The 21065-nt window shown below is 40.9% G+C and carries 15 protein-coding genes; 11 read left to right on the plus strand and 4 right to left on the minus strand.

All coding sequences use genetic code 11. From position 1 onward, the window contains the following. Positions 1–60 precede the first annotated feature (60 nt). Complete coding sequence (locus G7Y45_RS04255) at positions 61–663, plus strand: nitroreductase family protein (RefSeq protein ID WP_005779392.1); 603 nt, start codon at positions 61–63, stop codon at positions 661–663. A 548-nt stretch (positions 664–1211) separates the two neighbouring features. Here the strand turns inward: G7Y45_RS04255 and G7Y45_RS04260 are convergent. From G7Y45_RS04260 to G7Y45_RS04270, 3 genes are all read right to left on the minus strand, one after another. After that, positions 1212–2690 (minus strand): sulfatase-like hydrolase/transferase, encoded by a 1479-nt coding sequence (locus G7Y45_RS04260; RefSeq protein WP_165014980.1) that lies wholly within the window; start codon positions 2688–2690, stop codon positions 1212–1214. 150 nt (positions 2691–2840) lie between these two features. Further along, positions 2841–4481, minus strand: coding sequence for a RagB/SusD family nutrient uptake outer membrane protein (locus G7Y45_RS04265; protein ID WP_165014977.1), 1641 nt, complete (start codon positions 4479–4481; stop codon positions 2841–2843). Positions 4482–4487: 6 nt separating this feature from the next. Next, positions 4488–7589, minus strand: coding sequence for a TonB-dependent receptor (locus tag G7Y45_RS04270; protein WP_165014974.1), 3102 nt, complete (start codon positions 7587–7589; stop codon positions 4488–4490). Positions 7590–8604: 1015 nt separating this feature from the next. Between G7Y45_RS04270 and G7Y45_RS04275 the strand changes: the two genes are divergently transcribed. The 10 genes from G7Y45_RS04275 (at position 8605) to G7Y45_RS04320 (ending at position 20098) form a co-directional block, all read left to right on the plus strand. After that, positions 8605–9507: an AraC family transcriptional regulator gene (locus tag G7Y45_RS04275; protein WP_165014970.1), complete on the plus strand. Its 903-nt coding sequence runs from the start codon at positions 8605–8607 to the stop codon at positions 9505–9507. 136 nt (positions 9508–9643) lie between these two features. Further along, positions 9644–10183 (plus strand): shikimate kinase, encoded by a 540-nt coding sequence (locus G7Y45_RS04280; RefSeq protein ID WP_005812227.1) that lies wholly within the window; start codon positions 9644–9646, stop codon positions 10181–10183. Positions 10184–10330: 147 nt separating this feature from the next. After that, positions 10331–12829, plus strand: a complete 2499-nt coding sequence (locus G7Y45_RS04285) for a tetratricopeptide repeat protein (RefSeq protein ID WP_005822691.1) — start codon at positions 10331–10333, stop codon at positions 12827–12829. Positions 12830–12835: 6 nt separating this feature from the next. Beyond that, on the plus strand, positions 12836–14602 hold the full coding sequence (locus G7Y45_RS04290) for an HSP90 family protein (RefSeq protein ID WP_005779385.1): 1767 nt from the start codon (positions 12836–12838) through the stop codon (positions 14600–14602). A gap of 8 nt (positions 14603–14610) precedes the next feature. Beyond that, a complete protein-coding gene (locus G7Y45_RS04295) occupies positions 14611–15690 on the plus strand; it encodes a hypothetical protein (RefSeq protein ID WP_005812223.1) in 1080 nt (359 codons plus the stop codon). A gap of 57 nt (positions 15691–15747) precedes the next feature. Beyond that, positions 15748–17640, plus strand: coding sequence for a biosynthetic arginine decarboxylase (speA, locus tag G7Y45_RS04300; protein ID WP_005779381.1), 1893 nt, complete (start codon positions 15748–15750; stop codon positions 17638–17640). Between the two features lie 133 nt (positions 17641–17773). Further along, positions 17774–18547: an acetylglutamate kinase gene (argB, locus tag G7Y45_RS04305; RefSeq protein WP_005779379.1), complete on the plus strand. Its 774-nt coding sequence runs from the start codon at positions 17774–17776 to the stop codon at positions 18545–18547. Positions 18548–18608: 61 nt separating this feature from the next. Next, on the plus strand, positions 18609–19118 hold the full coding sequence (locus G7Y45_RS04310; RefSeq protein WP_005779377.1) for an RNA polymerase sigma factor: 510 nt from the start codon (positions 18609–18611) through the stop codon (positions 19116–19118). Continuing rightward, positions 19108–19617, plus strand: coding sequence for a hypothetical protein (locus G7Y45_RS04315; protein ID WP_005779375.1), 510 nt, complete (start codon positions 19108–19110; stop codon positions 19615–19617). The genes G7Y45_RS04310 and G7Y45_RS04315 overlap by 11 nt, the downstream gene beginning before the upstream one ends. A gap of 4 nt (positions 19618–19621) precedes the next feature. Then, positions 19622–20098 carry a DUF4252 domain-containing protein gene (locus tag G7Y45_RS04320; protein WP_005779373.1) on the plus strand — a complete coding sequence of 159 codons (477 nt, stop codon included), beginning with the start codon at positions 19622–19624 and terminating at the stop codon, positions 20096–20098. Positions 20099–20285: 187 nt separating this feature from the next. On the opposite strand, the gene G7Y45_RS04325 is transcribed toward G7Y45_RS04320, so the two are convergent. Continuing rightward, complete coding sequence (locus G7Y45_RS04325) at positions 20286–21065, minus strand: head GIN domain-containing protein (RefSeq protein WP_165014967.1); 780 nt, start codon at positions 21063–21065, stop codon at positions 20286–20288.

The following is a 21065-nucleotide window of genomic DNA, read 5'->3' on the forward strand; positions in this document are numbered from 1 at the left end:
TTTCGTTTATAGGTTGTTTTAATTTCAAAGAACCAATGTAAAAAAGAAAGGAGTATTTTTATGAAAAAATCCTTCGAAGAGGCCCTCAAGCATAGAAGGACCTATTATTCGATAACAAATCAGTCTCCGGTTTCTGATGAGGAGATAGAGCGGATTGTCAATCTTGCTGTAACCCATGTGCCCTCTGCATTTAACTCTCAGTCCACTCGTGTAGTGCTGTTGTTGGGTGAGAATCACAAGAAACTATGGCATATTGTAAAAGAAACATTGCGAAAGATTGTTCCACCGGAAGTTTTTAAAACGACTGAAGCTAAAATTGATAATTCTTTTGCCAGTGGTTATGGAACTGTTTTATTCTTTGAAGACCAGTCGGTTGTGAAGGGACTCCAGAATGCTTTCAGTAGTTATAAAGATAATTTTCCGGGGTGGTCGTTGCAAACGTCTGCGATGCATCAGTTGGCGGTTTGGACAATGTTGGAAGATGCCGGTTTTGGAGCTTCCCTGCAACATTATAATCCACTAATTGACGAAGAAGTTCGTCATACCTGGCACCTACCGGAAGAGTGGCACTTGATTGCCGAAATGCCGTTTGGACTTCCTGTGCAAGGACCGGGTGATAAGGATTTTAAAGATCTGGATTCCAGAGTGAAGGTCTTTAAATAAGGTATATTCATTTAAAGAGGCCCGGAGTTGGTTGATCCCTGGTGGGGCTTAGGGACTTTTAATATTTCTGTGTTTGCTTCTTTGTGAAATTGATAGCCGTAGAGAGGTCATCAAGAGGATAAAGAACAAATTGTATGATAGGATTTCATCCGATTCAAAGTGCTAAAGTATTGGAAGAAAACCTGCTTAAGAAAGCAATTAAGGTTCATCTTAGGCGCTAAGATGTGTATCTCAGCACGCAAGATATACATCTTGGCAGCCAAGATGTATATCTTAGCGGCTAAGATGGAGAAAATGAAATGAAGGGGCATAAACAGGAAAGATACTAAGGAACATAAAATGATATAATAGGCAAATATAGATAAAAAATACTGATATGCTATTGGATATCAGTAGTGCATCCGAAGTTTTACCTAAGAAACAGAAGGTGAAAGATGAAGGATCAAACTGAGCTTTTTGTATGGGAGATGCTTGAATTCAAGTTATGAATGCGAATGATAAATTGAAGAGTGGGGTCGCATTTATAACTTGAATTCAGAGCATTATAATTAAAATGACGAGTATTCCTTTTTATAGTCAGTTTTCATAATTTTCGAAAACCTTCTTACAATCTCTGGATAGGCATATATTATATTGTGCAATTCGGATGGGTCATTATTTAAATCATATAGTTCTGCACCTTGTCCGTTATAATGAGGAATGTATTTCCATTTTCCCATTCGTAAAGCTACCTGCCCGGCATTATTTTGTGTCATAATATATGGGCGATAGATAGGTGCTTCTTTAGAAAGAAACAATTTGGATCCGTCACGGCTGTCATTTTTTTCAGAGTCTGGTAAAGTGCTTCCAATCAGTGAGGGTAAAGTGGAGAGTAAGTCTAAGTATACAAAGGGCTGCTCTTGAATAAATGGAGATTTCATCACTGCAGGCCATGAAAATATAAATGGAACTTTAGTTCCTCCTTCATGTAGAGAATACTTTTCACCACGTAGATTTCCATAAGGATTGTGTCCGTTTATATTCTCCAAAGCTCCGTCTTGATACCCTTCCTTTATCATAGGGGCATTATCGCTCGATATAATTAAGATAGTATTTTCGTAAAGTCCCTCCTTTTTTAAGATTTCTACTAATCGACCTATCAAATCATCAAATTCTTCTATAACATCGCCATACACACCTGCTTGAGATTTTCCTTTGAAGGCTTTGGAAGGGACTCGTGGTTCATGGGCATTGTGTGGAGCATAATACAAAAAGAATGGCGCGTCTTTTTGAGAATGGATAAATTCTTTCACTTTATCAAATAAATGGTCAGCCATTTTATCATCTTTCCATAATGCTTTTTTGCCACCTTTCATCCAACCGATACGACTGATACCATTTATAATGGTACCATCATGTCCCAAATGATAAGGCATGGATAGTAATTCGGGATGTTCAGCTCCTGTAGGGTATTCTCCTATTTTCTTTCTATATGAAACTTCTATGGGATCTTTAGTATCAAGCCCATCTACTCGTTCATTCTCAATAAATAAGCATGGTACTCTATCATTCGTAGCGGGAAAATAATAACAATAGTCAAATCCGATCTCATGAGGTCCCATAGAAATTTCTTCGTTAAAATTTACAGGATTGTTTTTACTGCCTAACCCTAAATGCCATTTCCCTACTAAACCTGTAGAATAACCTAACTTCTGTAACATTTTGGGTAAGGTGTTTTTAGCCGTATCTATGGAAAGGGGAGCATCAGCTGGTAAAATTCCTACATTTTTTCTCCATGCGTATTCTCCTGTCAGTAGGGCATATCGAGAAGGAGAAGAGGTGGAGGCCGGGGCATAAGCATTTGTGAATCTCACACCTTGGGCGGCTAAAGTGTCTATTGAAGGAGTTTTTATTTTTTCTGCACCATAGCAACCTATATCCGTATAACCAAGGTCATCTGCTAAAATACAAATTATATTGGGGCGTTGTTGAGAAAAAGTGTTCATGATACAACAACTTGCTCCAAGCATAAGAAATAAAGGTTTCATAAGTTATTTTTTTATTATAATAATGTATTATTGAGTTTTTTGATAGAGAATATAAGTATGATTATTACTATGTTTTCATCTCCATTGTTCTCATAATATTAATTGTACTTACATTCTCTATTGTAATAAGTGAATTTTTACTCGATCAGCCTACTCACGTAAATTCGGATTTAAATTCTGTTCAGATAATGGTATAGGCCAAGTATAATCTTGTGGAATGCGGAAGTCTCGACGTCCCACATACCAGCGACAATTACCAGTAGGATCTACTTGTTTGGTAGCTTTATCATACTTTTTTGATTCAGGATAAGGAGCCCCCCAAATTGTGCCGACTAAGGCTTTATCAGCTATCTGCCAACGCATCACATCCCAGTAACGAATACCTTCAAATGCCAATTCCACACGGCGTTCGTTGCGTACCCTTTCGCGAAGTGTTGTAGGATTGGTATCAGTAATTTTAGGCATATTCACGTCAGTGCGTCCGCGTACTTTGTTGATAGTCGCATCCAAAATTTCTTGGGTGATGGGTTGACCGCTTTCAATCATACACTCCAAATAGCTCAATAATACTTCCGCATAGCGAACGATTGGGGTCACAGCACTGTAGCTGGTAATGTCAGTGATAGGTGCTTCGTTAAAATATTTTCTCCACATGAATCCGGTTTTACTTGTTTCTGACGAGTAGTCTAAACACTCTTTGGTCGCAGCATCATAGTCGGGGCTTATGCGGTATTCAGAGCCATTAAAGTTGGAACCGTTGTAGTAGATGGTGTAGTCTAAACGTGGATCACGGTTTTCGCCCAGATTTTTGTGATTGTAACGAGCATCGTCATAGCTGAACGCTGTACCATCATTGAACTCATATGCTTCGAACAGTCCTGCAGTAGGATTGGACAGGCTCCAACCACCATCTTTAGCTGAGAGACATTGTTGCGGCATACCGCAACCAAAGTAATTTTCCAAGTATTCAATGTAGAAGATATTTTCTTTATTGGCCACACCTGTGGCAGGCCAGAATAGTTCAGAATATGTACTGTGGATGTCATTGTCACCATAATCTATAATTTCCTGATAAGCAGTAGCGGCACTATTCCAGTCTTGTTGCAACATGCAAGTACGTCCTAAGAAAGCTAGTGCAGCCTGTTTGCAGGCATGACCTGTTTGAGTAGAAGTGATGTCCTTGAACCGAGGTAAATCGACAGCTGCTTCTTTGAACTCGGTTGCACACCACTTTAGAATGTTGATTTGTGTCTCTTTAGTCACATTGTTGGCCTCTTCACCAGTCAGTACGGTAGTCACTAAAGGTACGTCTTTGAAATAACTGGTCAAGTAGTGATACTGGGTGGCACGTAAGAAACGGGCTTCAGCAATTTTTCTACGCGTAGTCTCTGTATCAGGACAATTTTTTATGCCTTTGAGGAATCGGTTACATTTGCCTATGCGCATATAGGCTGATTGCCAATATGACTTGATAAAAGCATTATTATTGGTTAGTCTACCATTTGAGATCTGGAAGAAGCCATTGGTCTCTCCTCGACGATCGAAAGCGTTATCCGACAAATGTTCCATAAACAGAAGTCCGTGATATGACCAAAAATCCGACACTCCATATTCTAAACCGTTTGTGATGCTTCCACGATATAGAGCGGTTAATGCCAGATCAGCATTTTTCTCATCGTTCCAAAAGTTCTCTTCAGCCAAGCTCGTTAGAGGAAATCTCTCCAAATCGCATGAAGAAAAAGCCAGGGCAGTCATCAATGTGATGACTGATAAGAATCTATTTTTTTTCATTGTATATTAGAATTTTACTGATAAACCAAATGTGTAAGTTGACATAGTAGGATAATAATTACCACCATTACTTGTGATTTCAGGATCCCATCCTTGTCGATAATTACTAAAAGTAAGAGGGTTATCTAATGACACGTAGAACCGCAAACTCTCGGAACCGAATTTTTTAGATAGAGTTTTGTGTAATGTATAGCCCAATTGAACGTTACGTACCTTTACGAATGAAGCATCGAGTATCCAATAATCGGAAGTGAGTGTATTGTTACTGCCACCTTGTGAAATAGCTTCCAGACGCGGATATTTAGGGTATCGATTGTCCTGCTGTACGTTCCAGCAGTTTTCCATCTGCCATCTTTGGATATTTCCTTCTTGATAGAATGCATATCCTGCCCAACCTGAGAACATTCCGCTTACATCGGTTACTCCCTGAATCAGTACGCTGAAATCGAAATTTTTGTATTCTGCTCCTAAATTTAAACCAAAAGTATATTTAGGAATGCTTGTACCCAAATAAGTACGATCATCGGAAGTTACCTTGCCATCACCTGTAATGTCTACATAGCGAATGTCGCCGGCTTTTGAGCCTTTAGCGATAGATGACTGGTTGTACCATTCATCCACTTCTGCATCAGTCAGGAATACACCATCAGTTTTGTAACCATAGTACATGTTCATAGGATAGTTTATGAACAGGTCGCTACCGTTACCTACCATACCATTGGGTTGGGTGACATTACCCATACCCAATGTTAACACTTTATTTTTAATGATGGAGAAGTTGCCATTCAAATGATAGTGAAAATCGCCAATATGATTGCGATAGCCCAACTCAAACTCCCAACCTTTATTTTCTACGGCACCGGTATTAACTTGCGATACGTTCATACCGAAAATAGAAGAGTAACTGGCCGATGGCTTATAGAGTATATCAGAGGTCTTTCTGTGGAAGTAAGAAGTATTGAATGTTAATGAATTATTGAAGAAGGCTGTCTCTATACCAAAGTCATAAGTGCGTGTACGTTCCCATTTTAAGTTAGGGTCCACATAGGTTGTGACAGCAGCACCTTGGGTATAAACACCTCCAAACACATAGTTACTACCCAATGCATATACCGACTGATAAGGATAGTTACCAATGTTATTATTACCCAATACCCCATATGATGCTTTCAATTTCAAGTTGCTAAACCATGATGACAAGGATTCGTTCTCTTTCCAGAAGTGTTCCTCTGATATGCGCCATCCACCGGCCACTGAAGGGAAGAAACCAAACTTTGTGTCTGTAGGGAAGCGAGAAGATCCGTCGTAACGCATTGTAGTTTCAAATAGGTAGCGTTGATCGTAGTTGTAGGTTAACCGACCGAAAATTGATTGAATGGCCCAGTCGTATCCACCGCCACCGTTGGTTTGTCCGTCACCGCCGCCGGCATCCAAATAAGGTACATCATCTGAAGGGAAGTTAACGCGGTAGCCACTAAGAGTTCGCTGCCCTTCATCTTCCCAAGTGTAGCCAAACAATGCAGAAATATTATGCTTTTGAGCAATAGTAGTGGTATAGTCAGCTATGCCTTGGAAGGTTTTGTAGACTGTGCGATACATAGTCTGCTGCAAATTAGAGGGGCCAGTACTTTTGTCACCCGCTAATATTAAGTCAGCGCGATAAGCTTTTGTCTGGTTGAGTGTATAATTATACCCTCCGATAGCCTTCAATGTCAGTCCCTTGAGCGGTTTCCAGGTCAATTCCATATTTCCCTTGAACTTGTCATTATCTGCACGGTAAAACGATGCGCTGTTCATCCAAGCTACGGGAGTACCTGTTAGATTAGGTCCTAATCCCGGGTTTCCATTTTGTAGATAGCTGGGAGTCTTACCTGGATAGCGGACCGCATTAGTGATAATCCCTCCAGCGCCTCCTATATCGACAATACCTGGAGTAGAAGGTTCATGGTAATCGGAAATAACCCCTGATACGCGAATTCCCAAAGTAAAGTTTTTAGCTATTTCGGCATTCAGGTTAACACGAGCATTATATCGGTTATAGTAATTGTTTTCCATTAAACCATTTTGGCGAAGATAACCCATACTGGCCATGTACTTCACTTTGCCAGTACCACCGCTTACGCTCAATTCATGTTTGGTCTGTAGAGCATGACCACCTAACAGCTCTTCTAAATACATTTCATCGGCGTAATTATCAGGATCGCTTCCATCACGATACTTTTGAATCATTTCAGGGGTATAAGACTCTTTGCCAATAGCCATATTGTAATATTCGGCATATTCATAAGAGTGTGCCATATCGGGTAACTCGGTAGCTTGGTTCATACCGATAGAGGCATTGTAGGTGATGATTGGCTTACCTTCTTTGCCATTCTTTGTGGTAACGAGAATCACACCGTTGGCAGCACGCGAACCATAGATGGCAGCAGAAGAGGCATCCTTCAGTACAGAGATATTCTCAATGTCGGCAGGGGTTAGGTCACTGAGTGAGCCGGGCATCCCATCTACCAAGACTAACGGGCTGGGGGTAGCTCCGAATGAACCTACACCACGCACTCGGATAGTACCACCATCATAACCAGGTTTACCGCTTGATTGAGTGATGGTTACTCCTGATAATTGCCCAGTAAGCATATTTGACACATCGGCTGTAGCTCGCGATTCCAGTTTCTTACTATCAACTGTGGCGATAGAACCAATCACATTCACTTTTTTTTGTGAACCGTAACCCACTACCACAACTTCAGACAAAAGCTTGGAATCTTCCGCAAGTACCACTTTCAAAGGCTTAGTGGGTACAGCAGCTACTTCTTTCGTCGCATAGCCAATATAGCTGATTATCAATATGGAATTCTCGGGTACAGATAGTGTAAAGTTACCATTTAGGTCGGTTATAACACCAATGGTGGTATTCTTTACCATCACACTTGCACCAATGATAGACTCGCCCTTGGCATCGACTACATTTCCCGTTACCTTTACAGCATGCTGCTGAGTGGTGAAGGTTGCGTTTGTTGCTGCTTTTACCTCGGAGAAAGGTGTGAAGCACACTGCACCTACAAGAAGCAGTGAGTGTAGCATTCTACAATAAATAAAATGTTTCTTCATACATGATAATAATTATTGAACCATCATTCTGATGATTTAAAGTTAATAATTTGAGAAAAGAATATAGGGTGCACCAAAATATGTCGTTTAAGGGGGGTAAAATAATGTGGCTGATTCTTAATGTATAAATTATTGTTTATCTTTAATTGTTTTATCACTTGAATATATTTCTTTGTTGGAGCGAGATTGGTAGTTTGCATACACTTCATTAGACTGTAATGTAATTGGTGGACTTCCAGGCGGTTAGACGGATTGCTGCTCAAGCTGGAATTGTATAGTAGGAGTTTATCAGAACTTGTATTGGTATCTAATACTAAAGTCAAGTTACGACTTTTATAAAAGTTATCAGTCATTTGGGAGCTTTTAAAATAGTGATTTGTCTTCATATCTTGTTTGCTTTCATTATAGTTTTTTTTATATATTTGTTTGATCTCTAATTAATATTGTTTTAGTTCTTTTTTATGAGGAAGCATAAGCTTCCTCATAAAAAAGAACTATGTCTCCTGAAAATAAGTCTGTGTACTCTATTTATTTACCTTATTATGATAATTCATTGATAATGCTTTGTTGCTTAGATCTGTCTTCTTCCCAATATAATATGGTAGTAATAAGTCTGGTTCCCCTCTTCCAGATCATCTTTTTAAGTGCTTAATTGGGGGTAGTGAAAAGACAAACATAATTTTTTGTGCTTTCCAAAGGAGCGTGGTATCCTATTGATGCTGATTTTATCAAAAATATGATAAAAGATGAACCATTCCAATAGGGTGATAATTTTTTGGGGGGCCAAAGACAAAAAGTCGTTGACAAGGAATTTTCGAACATATTTTCATAATATCATTTTTTTATATTGCAAAGTTATGAATATGAATTTAAAAAAAAATGCAGGTTCTAATTGTATATATGTATTATATTACTATTTTTGTGGCATCAAAATCTATAAAACAAAAGATGTTTGACTTGCCATGTATAAAACTATGATTATGATGTAAAAATGAACTAAAAAATAAAAATGCTTATGGAAAAGGTCGCTGAAGGTTTTAAAGGAGAAAAGGCAATCGTAACTCCTTATAATATACGAAAGCTTCAAAGTGAAAATTCTATAACTCGAAGATTATTTGTAACTCACATAGGGTATTATCCCAATGCAGTTCACCATTTCAGAGAGAGAGAAAATGGATGCCCAGAGAATGTCTTAATATACTGTAAAGAAGGTTCTGGATGGATTGTATATAATGACGAGAAATATGTATTATACCCAAATCAAGCATTTATAATACCTGCAAATGAATATCATGTCTATGGTGCATCCGAGGCAACCCCTTGGAGTATCTATTGGCTACATTTCCGTGGGGAGGATGCTTCAATGTTTTCCTCAATTATAGGTACTTTAATTAGTCTTGAAGAATCAGATAAAAGCCGGCACGAAGATCGTTTTAGGTTATTTGAAGAGATGTATCAGAATTTAGAAATGGGATATAGCCCTGCAAATTTAGAGTATATCAGTTTTTGCTTAATGTATTTTTTAGCCTCTTTTCAATATATTAATCAGTTCAGAGAAATAAAAAAAATAAAAGGGAATGATTTGATACAAGAGAGCATATCCTATATGAAAGAAAATATAGAGAATTCTGTTACTTTAGAGAACATAGCTCGGCATATTAACTATTCCGCTTCACATTTCAGTGCATTATTTTCTCAGAGAACATCTTTTGCTCCTATGGAATATTACAATTCTCTGAAGATACAGCGGGCCTGTTCATATCTGCAGTTTTCAGATTTAAAAATTAAAGAAATAGCATTTCGTTTGGGATACTATGATCAATTTCACTTCTCAAAAGCTTTTAAGAAAGAAATGGAACTGACCCCAAAGGAATATAGAAAGAAATACCAAGAAGTCAAACTAACGACGTTAAAATAGACCTTTATAAAGAAGTCGTTTGTAGAGTAGAAGTAAGTGTTCATAAGATTTATACTTGCATGCGAAAAGTTACCATCCGGGTTATTGGTTGTTCTATTAATAAATATCTATCTTTGCACCAAAATGCCGTTTGCTTATGATTCGTATATTTCTGACCGGCTATATGGGGGCCGGGAAAACTACGTTAGGAAAAGCTCTCGCACGAGAACTACATGTCCCATTTATCGATCTGGATTGGTATATTGAAGAACGTTTTCACAAGGCGGTCGGAGAATTATTTACCGAGCGGGGAGAGTCCGGCTTTAGGGAACTTGAAAAGAGCATGTTACATGAGGTTGGTGAATTTGAAGATGTGGTAATCTCTACAGGGGGAGGAGCGCCTTGCTTTTTCGACAACATGGAGTATATGAACCGGGTTGGTACTACTGTTTTTTTGGATGTAGACCCCAAAGTGCTGTTTCGTCGGTTACGGGTTGCCAAGCAGCAGCGCCCCATACTGCAAGGAAAGGAAGATGACGAACTGTTTGATTTTATAATACAGGCGCTTGAAAAACGTTCATCTTTTTATCGTCAGGCTAAATATATTTTCTGTGCTGACGAATTGGAGGATCGCAAGCAGATTGAAACTTCCGTGGAACAATTGCGCAAACTTCTGGATTTGCACATAGTAAGCTAAACTCTAAGAAAACTTATTTTCTGATTCGGCAATCATTCTTTTTCTTCTCTATTTTTTGTTCAGTCGACCAATATTACTATCTTGCAGTCGCTGTGAGGTTTTGTGCCTTCCGGTATCTTACAACCCAAATAAAACGATCAGACAATTATGGAAACTTTAAAAGAGAAATTCGAAGCCTTATCCCGTCAAGTCCGGGCATCCGGGAAACCTGCCGCCGCATGGTTCCCTCAGTTTACACCTGCTACATTGCTGAATGCCGAAAACTGGTGGGAAGCACTTGCTGTATGTGAGTACGCATTGGATACACAGGAAGATGAAACGCTCACAGCTGACTTTTTTGAACAGATATTCAGTGCATACGATTGTAATGTAGAGGTGGATCTTAATGAAGAAGAGTATGCTTATTGGTGGGAGAAGGTGATAAGTATATGCGATCGTGTAGCTGTATTTAACGGTGCCGGTTGGTCGCAGAAAGGTGCGCAATATTCAGAAGCCCGTTATGGGACACGTGATCTCAGTCTCTTATTTCCTTATTATGAGAAGGCGGCAGCTATGGGAAGTCCGGAAGCTGAGGCAACCGTTGCCTATTGGCGTTATATGGGCTTCTATTGTGAACAGGATAAAGCGGAAGGAGAGCGCCGCTTTGAGGCTCTGTCTTCACCCGAGGCTGTGTTATGGGGAAAATACTACCGGGCCTATGCCGAACAACACACCGGTAGTAAAGAGAAAGCTTTGCTTATGCGGAAAGAACTGCTTGGTGAACTCCCTGAAGGACACCGTCTGCGTGCTCATGTTTATGCCGCTATGGGCGATGCACTGGACGTAGAAGAAGGAAATGTGGCCGAAGAGGCAGCATGCTATGAGAAGTCTCTTGAACTTGTTCCTAATTTATATTCTCTCAAGAATCTGGCTACGCTCTATTTCCGTTATCCGGAACTTGGTAAAAAGAAAGAGCTGGCGTTTGAGTTATGGGAGAAAGCCTGGCATGCCGGTGTATGGTCTGCAGCCAATTTCCTGGGGTATAATTATCAGGAAGAAGAGTGGCTTGACATGCCTAAAGCCATTGAATGGTTGGAGAAGGGAATGCTTTACTGCGAATCGTATTGCGCCTATGAATTAGCTTTGATTTACCTTTATAATGATGAGTATAAAAATGTAGAACGTGGTTTGATGTGCCTGCAGCGTTGCATTGACGATAATTATGTAGAGGCTTTTGAGACTCTTGCTAATATTTACTTTAACGGTGAATTGGTGGAAGAAGATATCCAACGTGCACGGCAGTTGCTGGAGAAAGCTATTGAATTGGGGTCCGGTAATGCGGCCTACCGTATCGGTTGGATGTATGAACGCGGATTACTTTCCGAAGATCCGGATTACCTGAAAGCCATGGAGTATTATGAGAAGGCGGCATCTATGAATAATGCTGACGGATACTCCCGGGCGGCTCTTTATCTGGCTAACGGATACGCCGGTGTTACGGATCCTGAAAAGTCAAAAGCCTATTATGAAAAGGCTGCCGGGTTAGGTTCATGCTTTGCATTGGTAGAGTTAGGATTCTTATATGAAAATGGAGATGTGGTAGAACAGAATTATGGGAAAGCTTTCGAATTGTTTCAGAAAGCCGCTGAGGAGGAGTACCCTTATGCGATGTATCGTGTAGGTCTTTATTTGGACAGAGGAATCATCGGTGAACCACAACCCGTAGAGGCATTCGCTTGGTATGAAAAGGCGGCCGGAAGGGGAGACGGAGATGCAATCTTTGCTCTCGGACGTTGCTATAAGAATGGGATTGGTACGGAAGAGAATCCGGATAAGGCTCTCGAATGGTTTGCTAAAGGGGCGGATAACAACGAACCGCGTTGCCTTACCGAGTTAGGACTGGCTTATGAATATGGCAGTGGGGTAGAAGAGAACCCGCATCAGGCAGTTGAATATATGACCAAAGCGGCCGAACAAGATTATGGCTACGCTCAGTTTAAGATGGGAGATTACTATTTCTTTGGTTATGGCGCTTGTCCGGAAGATAATAAACAGGCTGTGGAGTGGTATGAGAAGGCGGTCGCCAATGATATTCCCTTAGCTATGCTGCGCATGGGTGAGTATTATCTCTATGACTATGACAAACTGAATGAATCGGAGAAGGCTTTCAACTACTTTAAAAAAGCTGCTGAGGCAGAATGTTATAACGAAGGGCTGGGAATCTGCTACGAGATGGGAATCGGGGTGGAGGACAATGAAACCGAGGCGTTTAAATATTACACGTTAGCTGCGGACAGTGGAAATGTCATGAGTATGTACCGCACCGGATTGTGTTATTACAATGGAGTCGGTGTAAAACAGAATTATGCAGAAGCCTACCGTTGGTTTAATGATGCTGCCGGAAATGAGAATGTGGCTTCTTACTATTATTTAGGCAAAATGCTGATGTACGGTGAAGGTTGTGTGCCCGATGCGGAAACAGGTATTCAATGGCTGATGAAGGCTGCAGAGCATAACAGTGATAAAGCACAGTTCGAATTGGGTAATGCTTATCTGATGGGAAACGGAGTAGAGGAAAATGATGAGATTGCCATGGAGTGGTTTGAGAAGGCTGCTGAGAATGGAAATGAGAAAGCCTTGAAGATTACAGGAAGAAGACAACGCTAAAGTAAAATGGAAAAAGAAGGTAATAATCTGTTTCAGGTCAATCTAAAAGGGATGATTGCCCTGTTATCAGAACATATTTATAGTAACCCGAATACCTTTGTCAGGGAGTTGTTGCAGAATTGTGTAGATGCTATTACCGCACTTCATAATATCGACGAAAGTTATGCCGGGCGTATTGATGTTTTTCTGAAAGAGGACGGTTCGGTGGTCTTTCAGGACAATGGGATCGGCTTGAAAGAAGAGGAAGTCCATCGTTTTCTTACGGTTATTGGTGAAAGCTCGAAGAGAGATACCCCCGATGCAGACGATTTTATCGGTCGGTTCGGCATAGGCTTGCTGTCTTGTTTCGTGGTGACCAATGAAATTAGGGTAGAGAGCCGGTCGGCAATGGGAGGAAGCCCCGTCTGCTGGTGTGGAAAGGTGGATGGCACTTATCAGACCACTTTTCCCGAAGAAGAGTGGGCGATAGGTTCAAGGGTCGTGTTGTGCCCCAAAAGTGAGTGGACTCATTTGTTTGAGTATGAAGTGTTCAAGAAAATACTGATCAGTTATGGAGAGGTGTTGCCTTACCCGATTTATCTGCATCGTGGAGAGGAAGAAGAACTGGTTAATACCCCGTCACCGGTCTGGCTCAATCCGAAAGCTACCCGAAAAGAGTTATTGGACTATGGGACGAAGGTTTTTCAGTCGTCTGCTCTTGATGTCTTTCGTATCCGTACAGAGAGCGGGCGGGTAGAAGGCGTACTCTACGTATTGCCTTATCGTACACAATTTTCTGTACGTAACTCGCATAAGGTGTATTTGAAGCGGATGTTGTTGAGTGAAGATGATTGTAACCTTTTGCCCTCATGGGCATTCTTCATTCGATGTTTGGTAAATGCCGACGGGCTTCTTTCTACTGCGTCGCGCGAGTCGTTTGTCAGCAATGATTTATTGAAAGATGCCCGCAAAGAGATCGGGGTTGCTATTAAGGAGTATCTTCGAGGATTGGTGCAGAACAATCGATCGGTGTTTGACAAAATACTGGATGTCCATCATTTCCATATTAAAGCCATAGCTTCGGAAGATAATGAACTGCTACGTTTGTTTATGGATTACCTGCCCTTTGAAACGAACAGGGGAATACGAAGTTTCGGGAGCATCCGTTCGGCGGGGAATACCATTGGCTATACACGTAATCTGGAAGACTTCAGGCAAGTACGGAGAATAGCCGGTGCACAAGGCCGGTTGGTGATCAATGCTGCCTATACATTTGATGAAACGCTGTTAAAGAAGTATGCCCGTCTTAATCAGGAACTGACTTTGGAGGAGATCTCACCCGCTCGTCTGTTGGAGCAGTTTGCTGAAGTGGAAGGTAACAAAGAACACCGGGCCTTTGAGGCAAAAGCCAGTGAGCTGTTGAAACGTTTTGGCTGTATCTGCCGCTTGAAACATTTTACACCGGTGGATACTCCGGTTATATTTGTGGCCGAAGAGAAAGAAGAGAACAGCAAAGTCGCCAATAATCCGTTGGCAGCAGTACTGGGTTCGGTAAATGCTAAAAAACGCTTACCGCCTACATTGACTTTCAATGCCGATAACGAGATGGTACAGACATTACTGCAAATTCAAGGAGACAATAAACTGTTTCAGCATGTAGTGTGCATTCTTTATGTACAATCGCTGTTACAAGGCAAATATCCTGTAAACAGTGAGGAAATGGAACTTTTCAATCACTCTCTTTCTGAACTGATGACTACTAAAATGAATGATTTTATAAACTTCCTCAATTAAACAAAAGTATGAAATACACACTTGAGATACAAAAGCTACTGTTGCAGGCACAAAATGATAACCTGCATCCCCGTGAGAAAGCCAATCTACTGAAAGAGGCTGTTCGCATTGCAGATGAGAATGAAGATATACAATGGGCTGTAGAGATGAGGCTGGACCTTATCTATGAATTGAATCTCCTCTCGGCAGATGCTGAAGAGATCGCGGTGTTCTCTAAAATCCTGGACAACTATGAAAACCATAAGGATTTGATTAATGAGGATGATATCTTATGGAAATACAAATGGATATGGTCTTGTACCTTTGATCTTCCCAGTATACCGATGGAGCAGGTGGAAGCGGTAGGTGAAGATTATAAAACCCGTATTTTGCGCAATGGTTATTCATTGCGTACATATTATCACCGGTTGTCTGTGGAATACACTAAAATGAGGGAATATACGAAAGCCAAAGATTACATAGATAAGATGCTGGCGGAAAAGATGGATGACCTGACTTGTGAAGCTTGTGAGCTGAACTTCATGTTGGATTATTATCTTGAAACTGGACAGTTTGAAGAGGCCTATAATCGTGCGCAACCTTTAATTTCCAAGCAAATTTCTTGTTACGAAGCCAATCTGAGAGCTTATCTGAAATTGGCATATTATGCTTATAAAGCCGGGAAGCCGGAGATAGCGGCGGATATGCGTGCACGGGCCGAAGAAGCTTTGGCGGGAAGAGAAAAAGATGAATATCTGCTTCTTTATCTTGGGCTATTCATTGCCTATTATTTTATGACTGATCCGGACAGAGGCTGGGAGTATGTAGAACGTTGTATCCCATGGAGTCTGAATACTAATATGCAGAAAAGATACCGTTTCTCGTGTGATATGGTGGAGGCTCTAAACTACGAGCAGCGTGAAGAGGTCAGTCTGGCTTTACCGGAGGATTTTCCACTTTACCGGGTTGACGGAGTATATTCTGTGGCTGCGCTACGTAATTATTTTTATAGACAAGCGGATGAATTGGCAGGCTTGTATGATGCGCGTAACGGAAATAGCGGATATCAGGAACGATTATTTAATATCAATTTAATTGGCAACCTGTAGATTAATACGTATTTTTGCCGTCCAATTATTTATTAAAAACAACTGAATAACAGAAAAATGAGAAAGTGGCGTATTGAAGATTCTGAAGAACTTTACAACATCACAGGTTGGGGGACTTCATACTTTGGTATTAATGACAAAGGTCATGTTGTTGTTACACCGCGAAAAGATGGCGTAGCCGTCGATTTGAAAGAATTGGTCGACGAGTTGCAGTTGCGTGATGTGGCGGCTCCTATGCTGGTGCGTTTTCCGGATATTCTGGATAACCGTATTGAAAAGACTGCCTATTGTTTTAAACAGGCATCCGAAGAGTATGGATACAAAGCCCAGAATTTTATCATCTATCCGATTAAAGTGAATCAGATGCGCCCGGTTGTTGAAGAAATTATCAGCCATGGCAAGAAATTTAATTTGGGCCTTGAAGCCGGTTCCAAGCCCGAACTGCATGCAGTGATTGCTGTTAATACGGATTCTGACTCTCTTATTATCTGCAACGGCTATAAAGACGAAAGCTATATTGAGCTTGCTTTGCTGGCACAGAAGATGGGTAAACGTATCTTTCTGGTAGTTGAAAAGATGAATGAGTTGAAGCTGATTGCCCGCATGGCAAAGCAGCTGAATGTACAGCCTAATATTGGTATCCGTATCAAATTGGCTTCTTCAGGAAGCGGAAAGTGGGAAGAGTCAGGAGGAGATGCCAGTAAGTTCGGACTGACTTCCAGTGAGTTGCTTGAGGCACTTGACTTTCTGGAAAGTAAAGGCATGAAGGATTGTCTGAAACTGATACACTTCCATATCGGAAGTCAGGTGACAAAGATACGCCGTATCAAGACAGCATTGCGTGAAGCTTCTCAGTTCTATGTGCAGCTCCATGCGATGGGTTTCAAAGTGGAATTTGTTGATATTGGCGGTGGTCTTGGAGTTGATTATGACGGCACCCGTTCGTCAAGTAGTGAGAGTAGTGTCAATTACTCTATTCAGGAGTATGTCAACGACTCTATTTCCACGTTAGTGGATGCCAGTGACAAAAACGGTATTCCCCATCCCAATATTATCACTGAGAGTGGCAGGGCTCTGACTGCACACCACTCTGTCTTGATTTTTGAGGTACTTGAGACGGCTACTTTGCCGGAATGGGATGATGAAGAGGAGATTGCTCCGGATGCGCATGAACTGGTACAGGAACTTTATGGCATTTGGGATACATTGAATCAGAACAAGATGCTTGAAGCATGGCATGATGCCCAGCAGATACGTGAAGAGGCACTCGATCTGTTCAGCCATGGTATCGTAGACCTGAAGACACGTGCTCAGATAGAACGTCTTTACTGGTCTATTACTCGTGAAATCAATCAAATTGCCGGTGGACTGAAACATGCTCCCGATGAATTCCGCGGATTGTCTAAATTGTTGGCTGATAAATATTTCTGTAACTTCTCACTTTTTCAGTCGCTTCCGGATTCTTGGGCGATCGACCAGATATTTCCGATTATGCCCATTCAGCGTTTGGATGAAAAACCGGACCGCTCGGCTACCTTGCAGGACATTACCTGTGATTCCGATGGAAAGATAGCCAATTTTATCTCTACCCGGAATGTAGCACATTATATGCCGGTACATAGCCTGAAGCAGAAAGAGCCTTACTATGTAGCGGTCTTTTTGGTAGGGGCTTATCAGGAAATTCTGGGAGATATGCATAATCTGTTTGGAGACACGAATGCGGTGCATGTTTCTGTCAATGAGAAGGGGTATAATATCGAACAGATTATTGACGGGGAAACGGTCGCAGAAGTGCTCGATTACGTGCAATATAACCCGAAAAAGCTGGTTCGTACTCTTGAAACATGGGTAACAAAATCTGTAAAAGAAGGGAAGATTTCTGTAGAAGAAGGAAAAGAGTTCCTTTCCAATTATCGTTCGGGCTTGTACGGATACACATACCTTGAATAAATAAAAAGAACTATCATTTTATAAATGACGAGCTACAAGTTACGAATACTGCACATGATATCAGTCTCGTTTCTTGTAGCTCGTGGCTTGTAACCTGATGGAGTATAAATCGTAATTTGTAAATAGAAAGAATATGAAGGAAAAACTGACAGTCATTAAAGTTGGTGGCAAAATCGTAGAAGAAGAAGCTACATTGAAGCAGTTACTGGATGATTTTGCTGCCATTGAAGGGCATAAGGTACTTGTTCATGGAGGGGGACGTTCGGCTACAAAGATAGCTGCTTTACTGGGGATTGACAGTAAAATGGTCAATGGACGCCGTATAACCGATGCGGAGACACTGAAGGTTGTGACAATGGTCTATGGTGGGTTGGTAAACAAGAATATTGTAGCCGGATTGCAAGCCCGTGGGGTCAATGCCCTGGGGCTGACCGGAGCGGATATGAATGTAATCCGTTCGATGAAGCGCCCCGTAAAAGAGGTCGATTATGGATTTGTCGGGGATGTAGAGCAGGTAGATGCCACATTGCTTTCTGATTTGATTCATAAAGGAGTGGTTCCGGTGATGGCACCGTTGACACATGACGGACAAGGGAATATGTTGAATACGAATGCAGATACCATTGCCGGAGAGACAGCTAAAGCTCTTTCTGCCATTTTTGATGTGACCTTGGTTTACTGCTTTGAGAAGAAGGGGGTTCTTCGTGATGAAAACGATGATGAGAGTGTCATTTCTCAGATCAATCGTGCCGAGTTTGAACGATATATTGCCGAAGGCGTTATTCAGGGAGGCATGATACCGAAACTTGAGAATTCTTTTGAAGCAATAAATGCAGGTGTGTCTGAGGTGATAATAACCTTAGCGTCAGCCATTCACAAAGGTGGAGGAACCCGGATAAAAAAATAATTCAAAAAAAAGAGGAATACATCTGTAACTTTTCACCAACTCACCCGTCAACTTAATAGAGATGCAAGAAATCAGCTTCCGAGACGACATATTGCCATTGAAAGATAAACTCTTTCGTTTGGCACTCCGAATCACCTTCGACAGGGCCGAAGCAGAGGATGTTGTTCAGGATACGATGATTAGAGTGTGGAATAAACGTGAAGAGTGGACACAGTTCGGATCTATTGAGGCTTATTGCCTGACTGTGGCGAAGAATCTGGCCATAGACCGAAGCCAAAAGAAAGAAGCTCAAAATGTGGAACTCACACCGGAAATGGAGGAAGAATCCGAAGCATCCGGTCCTTATGATCAGTTGATTAATAAGGAACGAATGTCAATCATCCATCGTCTGATTAACGAACTTCCTGAGAAGCAACGGCTTATTATGCAGTTGAGAGATATAGAAGGGGAAAGCTATAAAGAAATAGCGAAAATCTTGAATCTGACAGAGGAACAGGTAAAAGTGAATCTTTTCAGAGCAAGACAAAAGGTAAAACAAAGGTATTTAGAGATTGATGAATATGGATTATAAGTATATAGAACAGCTTTTAGAGCGATACTGGCAATGTGAGACTTCTTTGGAAGAGGAATCGGAATTGCGGTCTTTCTTTTCGGAGGAAGAGGTACCCGCTCATTTGCTCCGTTACAAGGACTTGTTTGTTTATCAGGCAGTTCAACAGGAAGCAGGGCTGGGAGAAGACTTTGATGAACGTATTCTGGCTCAGGTAGAGGCACCTGTAGTAAAAGCAAAACGTCTGACGATGGTTGGAAGGTTTATGCCTTTGTTTAAGGCTGCCGCCGTGATTGCGTTGATTTTGTCATTGGGCAATGTAGCGCAACATACATTCTTTGCCGATGAGGCTTTGGATTATAATTATGATGCTTATAAGGACACATACGATGATCCCGAAGTGGCTTACAAACAAGTTTCTTCTGCTTTGATGATGGTGTCTGAAGGTATAAATAAATCACAGGATCAAATCGCCGGAGATAGTGTGAAGGTTGAATCGATTCGAGTGATGAAGGAATAAAATAATGAAGAGCGTTCTTTTAATGTGCTGGATGGCATTGCTGTCTGTGGCTGTTTCGGCCCAGGACTTTGCTTCACGTTTTATGGCTGAACATAAGGCGGATTCTAATCTGACTTGTGTTACGATCAGTCCGAAAATGATGGAGGAGATAATGAAGAGCGATGCTGAGAAAGATAAAGAGGTGCTGGATATGATCTCTAATCTCAAGAGTATGCAGGTGCTTACTTCCGATGTGGAAGGAAAAAAGTATTTTGATGCAGCTTTGAAGGTGGTTGAGAAGAATACCGGAAGGTTTGAATCGTTTCTTTCTTTTAAGGATAAATCTGAGAATTGTCAGATTATGGTTCGTAAAAAGAAGGATACAATTGTTGAACTGGTGATGCTAATGCACGAAAAGAATCATTTTGCTGTAATAAACTTTACCGGAAATATGAGTCCGGAGTTTATTGCACAGATAAAGAGACATTTTCATTTGCTTTAAACATATAATATAGTTAGTGTGCTTAATTAAAACAACTTTTTGATTTGAGGCTGTGAAGTTTCAATTCTCTCAATTTCAATAAAAAACTAACTAAATAAATGGGCTACCGCGTGATGCAGTAGCCCTTTTATGTTTATGCTACGTCGTCTTCATAGAGCGAAGTTAAACTAAGAGAGAGTTTCTATATTTAAAGTTTTCGTAATCCTCTTTTTGAAAAGTTTATTTGCGGATTACCTTTGTATGCCACACTTCCACTTCCACTGACACCTCCTGTCAGGTTTTCAGTAGCATGACATTTTATGCTGCCCGAACCACTGATATGTGCATTGACATCTTCTGTCTTTAAATCTATGGCATTAATATCTCCCGAACCTGCAATACGATACTCGGCTTTGCCCGATTTGCCGTTCAGCAATACATTTCCCGAACCTGAAATATTTGCTTCTGTGCATGGTACATCGATTTTTTTCAAATTGATGTTTCCTGAACCGTAAATATGCGTTGACAATTTTGTACAAGAGAAATTGGTTCCATTGATGTTCCCCGATCCGTAAATGCATATTTCTAAATCGTCGTTGCTCTCCATTCCATTTGTAAAGGTCGTGTTTCCTGAGCCATATATGGATAAATGGTTTAATGATGGAGAAGATACTCTGATTTCCAGTTTTCCGCTATTGCGGATGGAGCTATTCTTTTTAAATTTAACCACCAGTGTTTTTCCTTCAATAGTGGTTTCCAATAACTGGACGATGTTGTCGGGACCATAAATCTGTACAGTGGGAGTTCCTTGCTTTTGTGTATAAACAATATCCGAACTGCTCATTGATTTAATTTTGCTGAAAGAACCGACTCTTATGTCTTTAGTGATATAGTTTGAACTTCCACTTACCTGCTTTGTCTGTGAACAGGCCCCAATGATTAATAACAGCATGGAAATTGTAAGGCATGATAATAATTGTTTTTTCAT

Source organism: Bacteroides sp. ZJ-18, assembly GCF_011038705.2.
Taxonomy (GTDB): Bacteria; Bacteroidota; Bacteroidia; order Bacteroidales; family Bacteroidaceae; genus Bacteroides; species Bacteroides hominis.

Excerpts from the sequence above, each read along its gene's own strand:
- G7Y45_RS04255 (WP_005779392.1), top strand. The coding sequence starts at position 61 with ATGAAAAAATCCTTCGAAGAGGCCCTCAAGCATAGAAGGACCTATTAT.
- G7Y45_RS04310 (WP_005779377.1), top strand. The coding sequence starts at position 18,609 with ATGCAAGAAATCAGCTTCCGAGACGACATATTGCCATTGAAAGATAAA.
- G7Y45_RS04265 (WP_165014977.1), bottom strand. The coding sequence starts at position 4,481 with ATGAAAAAAAATAGATTCTTATCAGTCATCACATTGATGACTGCCCTG.
- G7Y45_RS04320 (WP_005779373.1), top strand. The coding sequence starts at position 19,622 with ATGAAGAGCGTTCTTTTAATGTGCTGGATGGCATTGCTGTCTGTGGCT.
- G7Y45_RS04285 (WP_005822691.1), top strand. The coding sequence starts at position 10,331 with ATGGAAACTTTAAAAGAGAAATTCGAAGCCTTATCCCGTCAAGTCCGG.
- G7Y45_RS04270 (WP_165014974.1), bottom strand. The coding sequence starts at position 7,589 with ATGAAGAAACATTTTATTTATTGTAGAATGCTACACTCACTGCTTCTT.
- G7Y45_RS04325 (WP_165014967.1), bottom strand. The coding sequence starts at position 21,065 with ATGAAAAAACAATTATTATCATGCCTTACAATTTCCATGCTGTTATTA.
- G7Y45_RS04315 (WP_005779375.1), top strand. The coding sequence starts at position 19,108 with ATGGATTATAAGTATATAGAACAGCTTTTAGAGCGATACTGGCAATGT.
- G7Y45_RS04275 (WP_165014970.1), top strand. The coding sequence starts at position 8,605 with ATGGAAAAGGTCGCTGAAGGTTTTAAAGGAGAAAAGGCAATCGTAACT.
- G7Y45_RS04280 (WP_005812227.1), top strand. The coding sequence starts at position 9,644 with ATGATTCGTATATTTCTGACCGGCTATATGGGGGCCGGGAAAACTACG.
- argB (WP_005779379.1), top strand. The coding sequence starts at position 17,774 with ATGAAGGAAAAACTGACAGTCATTAAAGTTGGTGGCAAAATCGTAGAA.
- G7Y45_RS04260 (WP_165014980.1), bottom strand. The coding sequence starts at position 2,690 with ATGAAACCTTTATTTCTTATGCTTGGAGCAAGTTGTTGTATCATGAAC.
- speA (WP_005779381.1), top strand. The coding sequence starts at position 15,748 with ATGAGAAAGTGGCGTATTGAAGATTCTGAAGAACTTTACAACATCACA.
- G7Y45_RS04295 (WP_005812223.1), top strand. The coding sequence starts at position 14,611 with ATGAAATACACACTTGAGATACAAAAGCTACTGTTGCAGGCACAAAAT.
- G7Y45_RS04290 (WP_005779385.1), top strand. The coding sequence starts at position 12,836 with ATGGAAAAAGAAGGTAATAATCTGTTTCAGGTCAATCTAAAAGGGATG.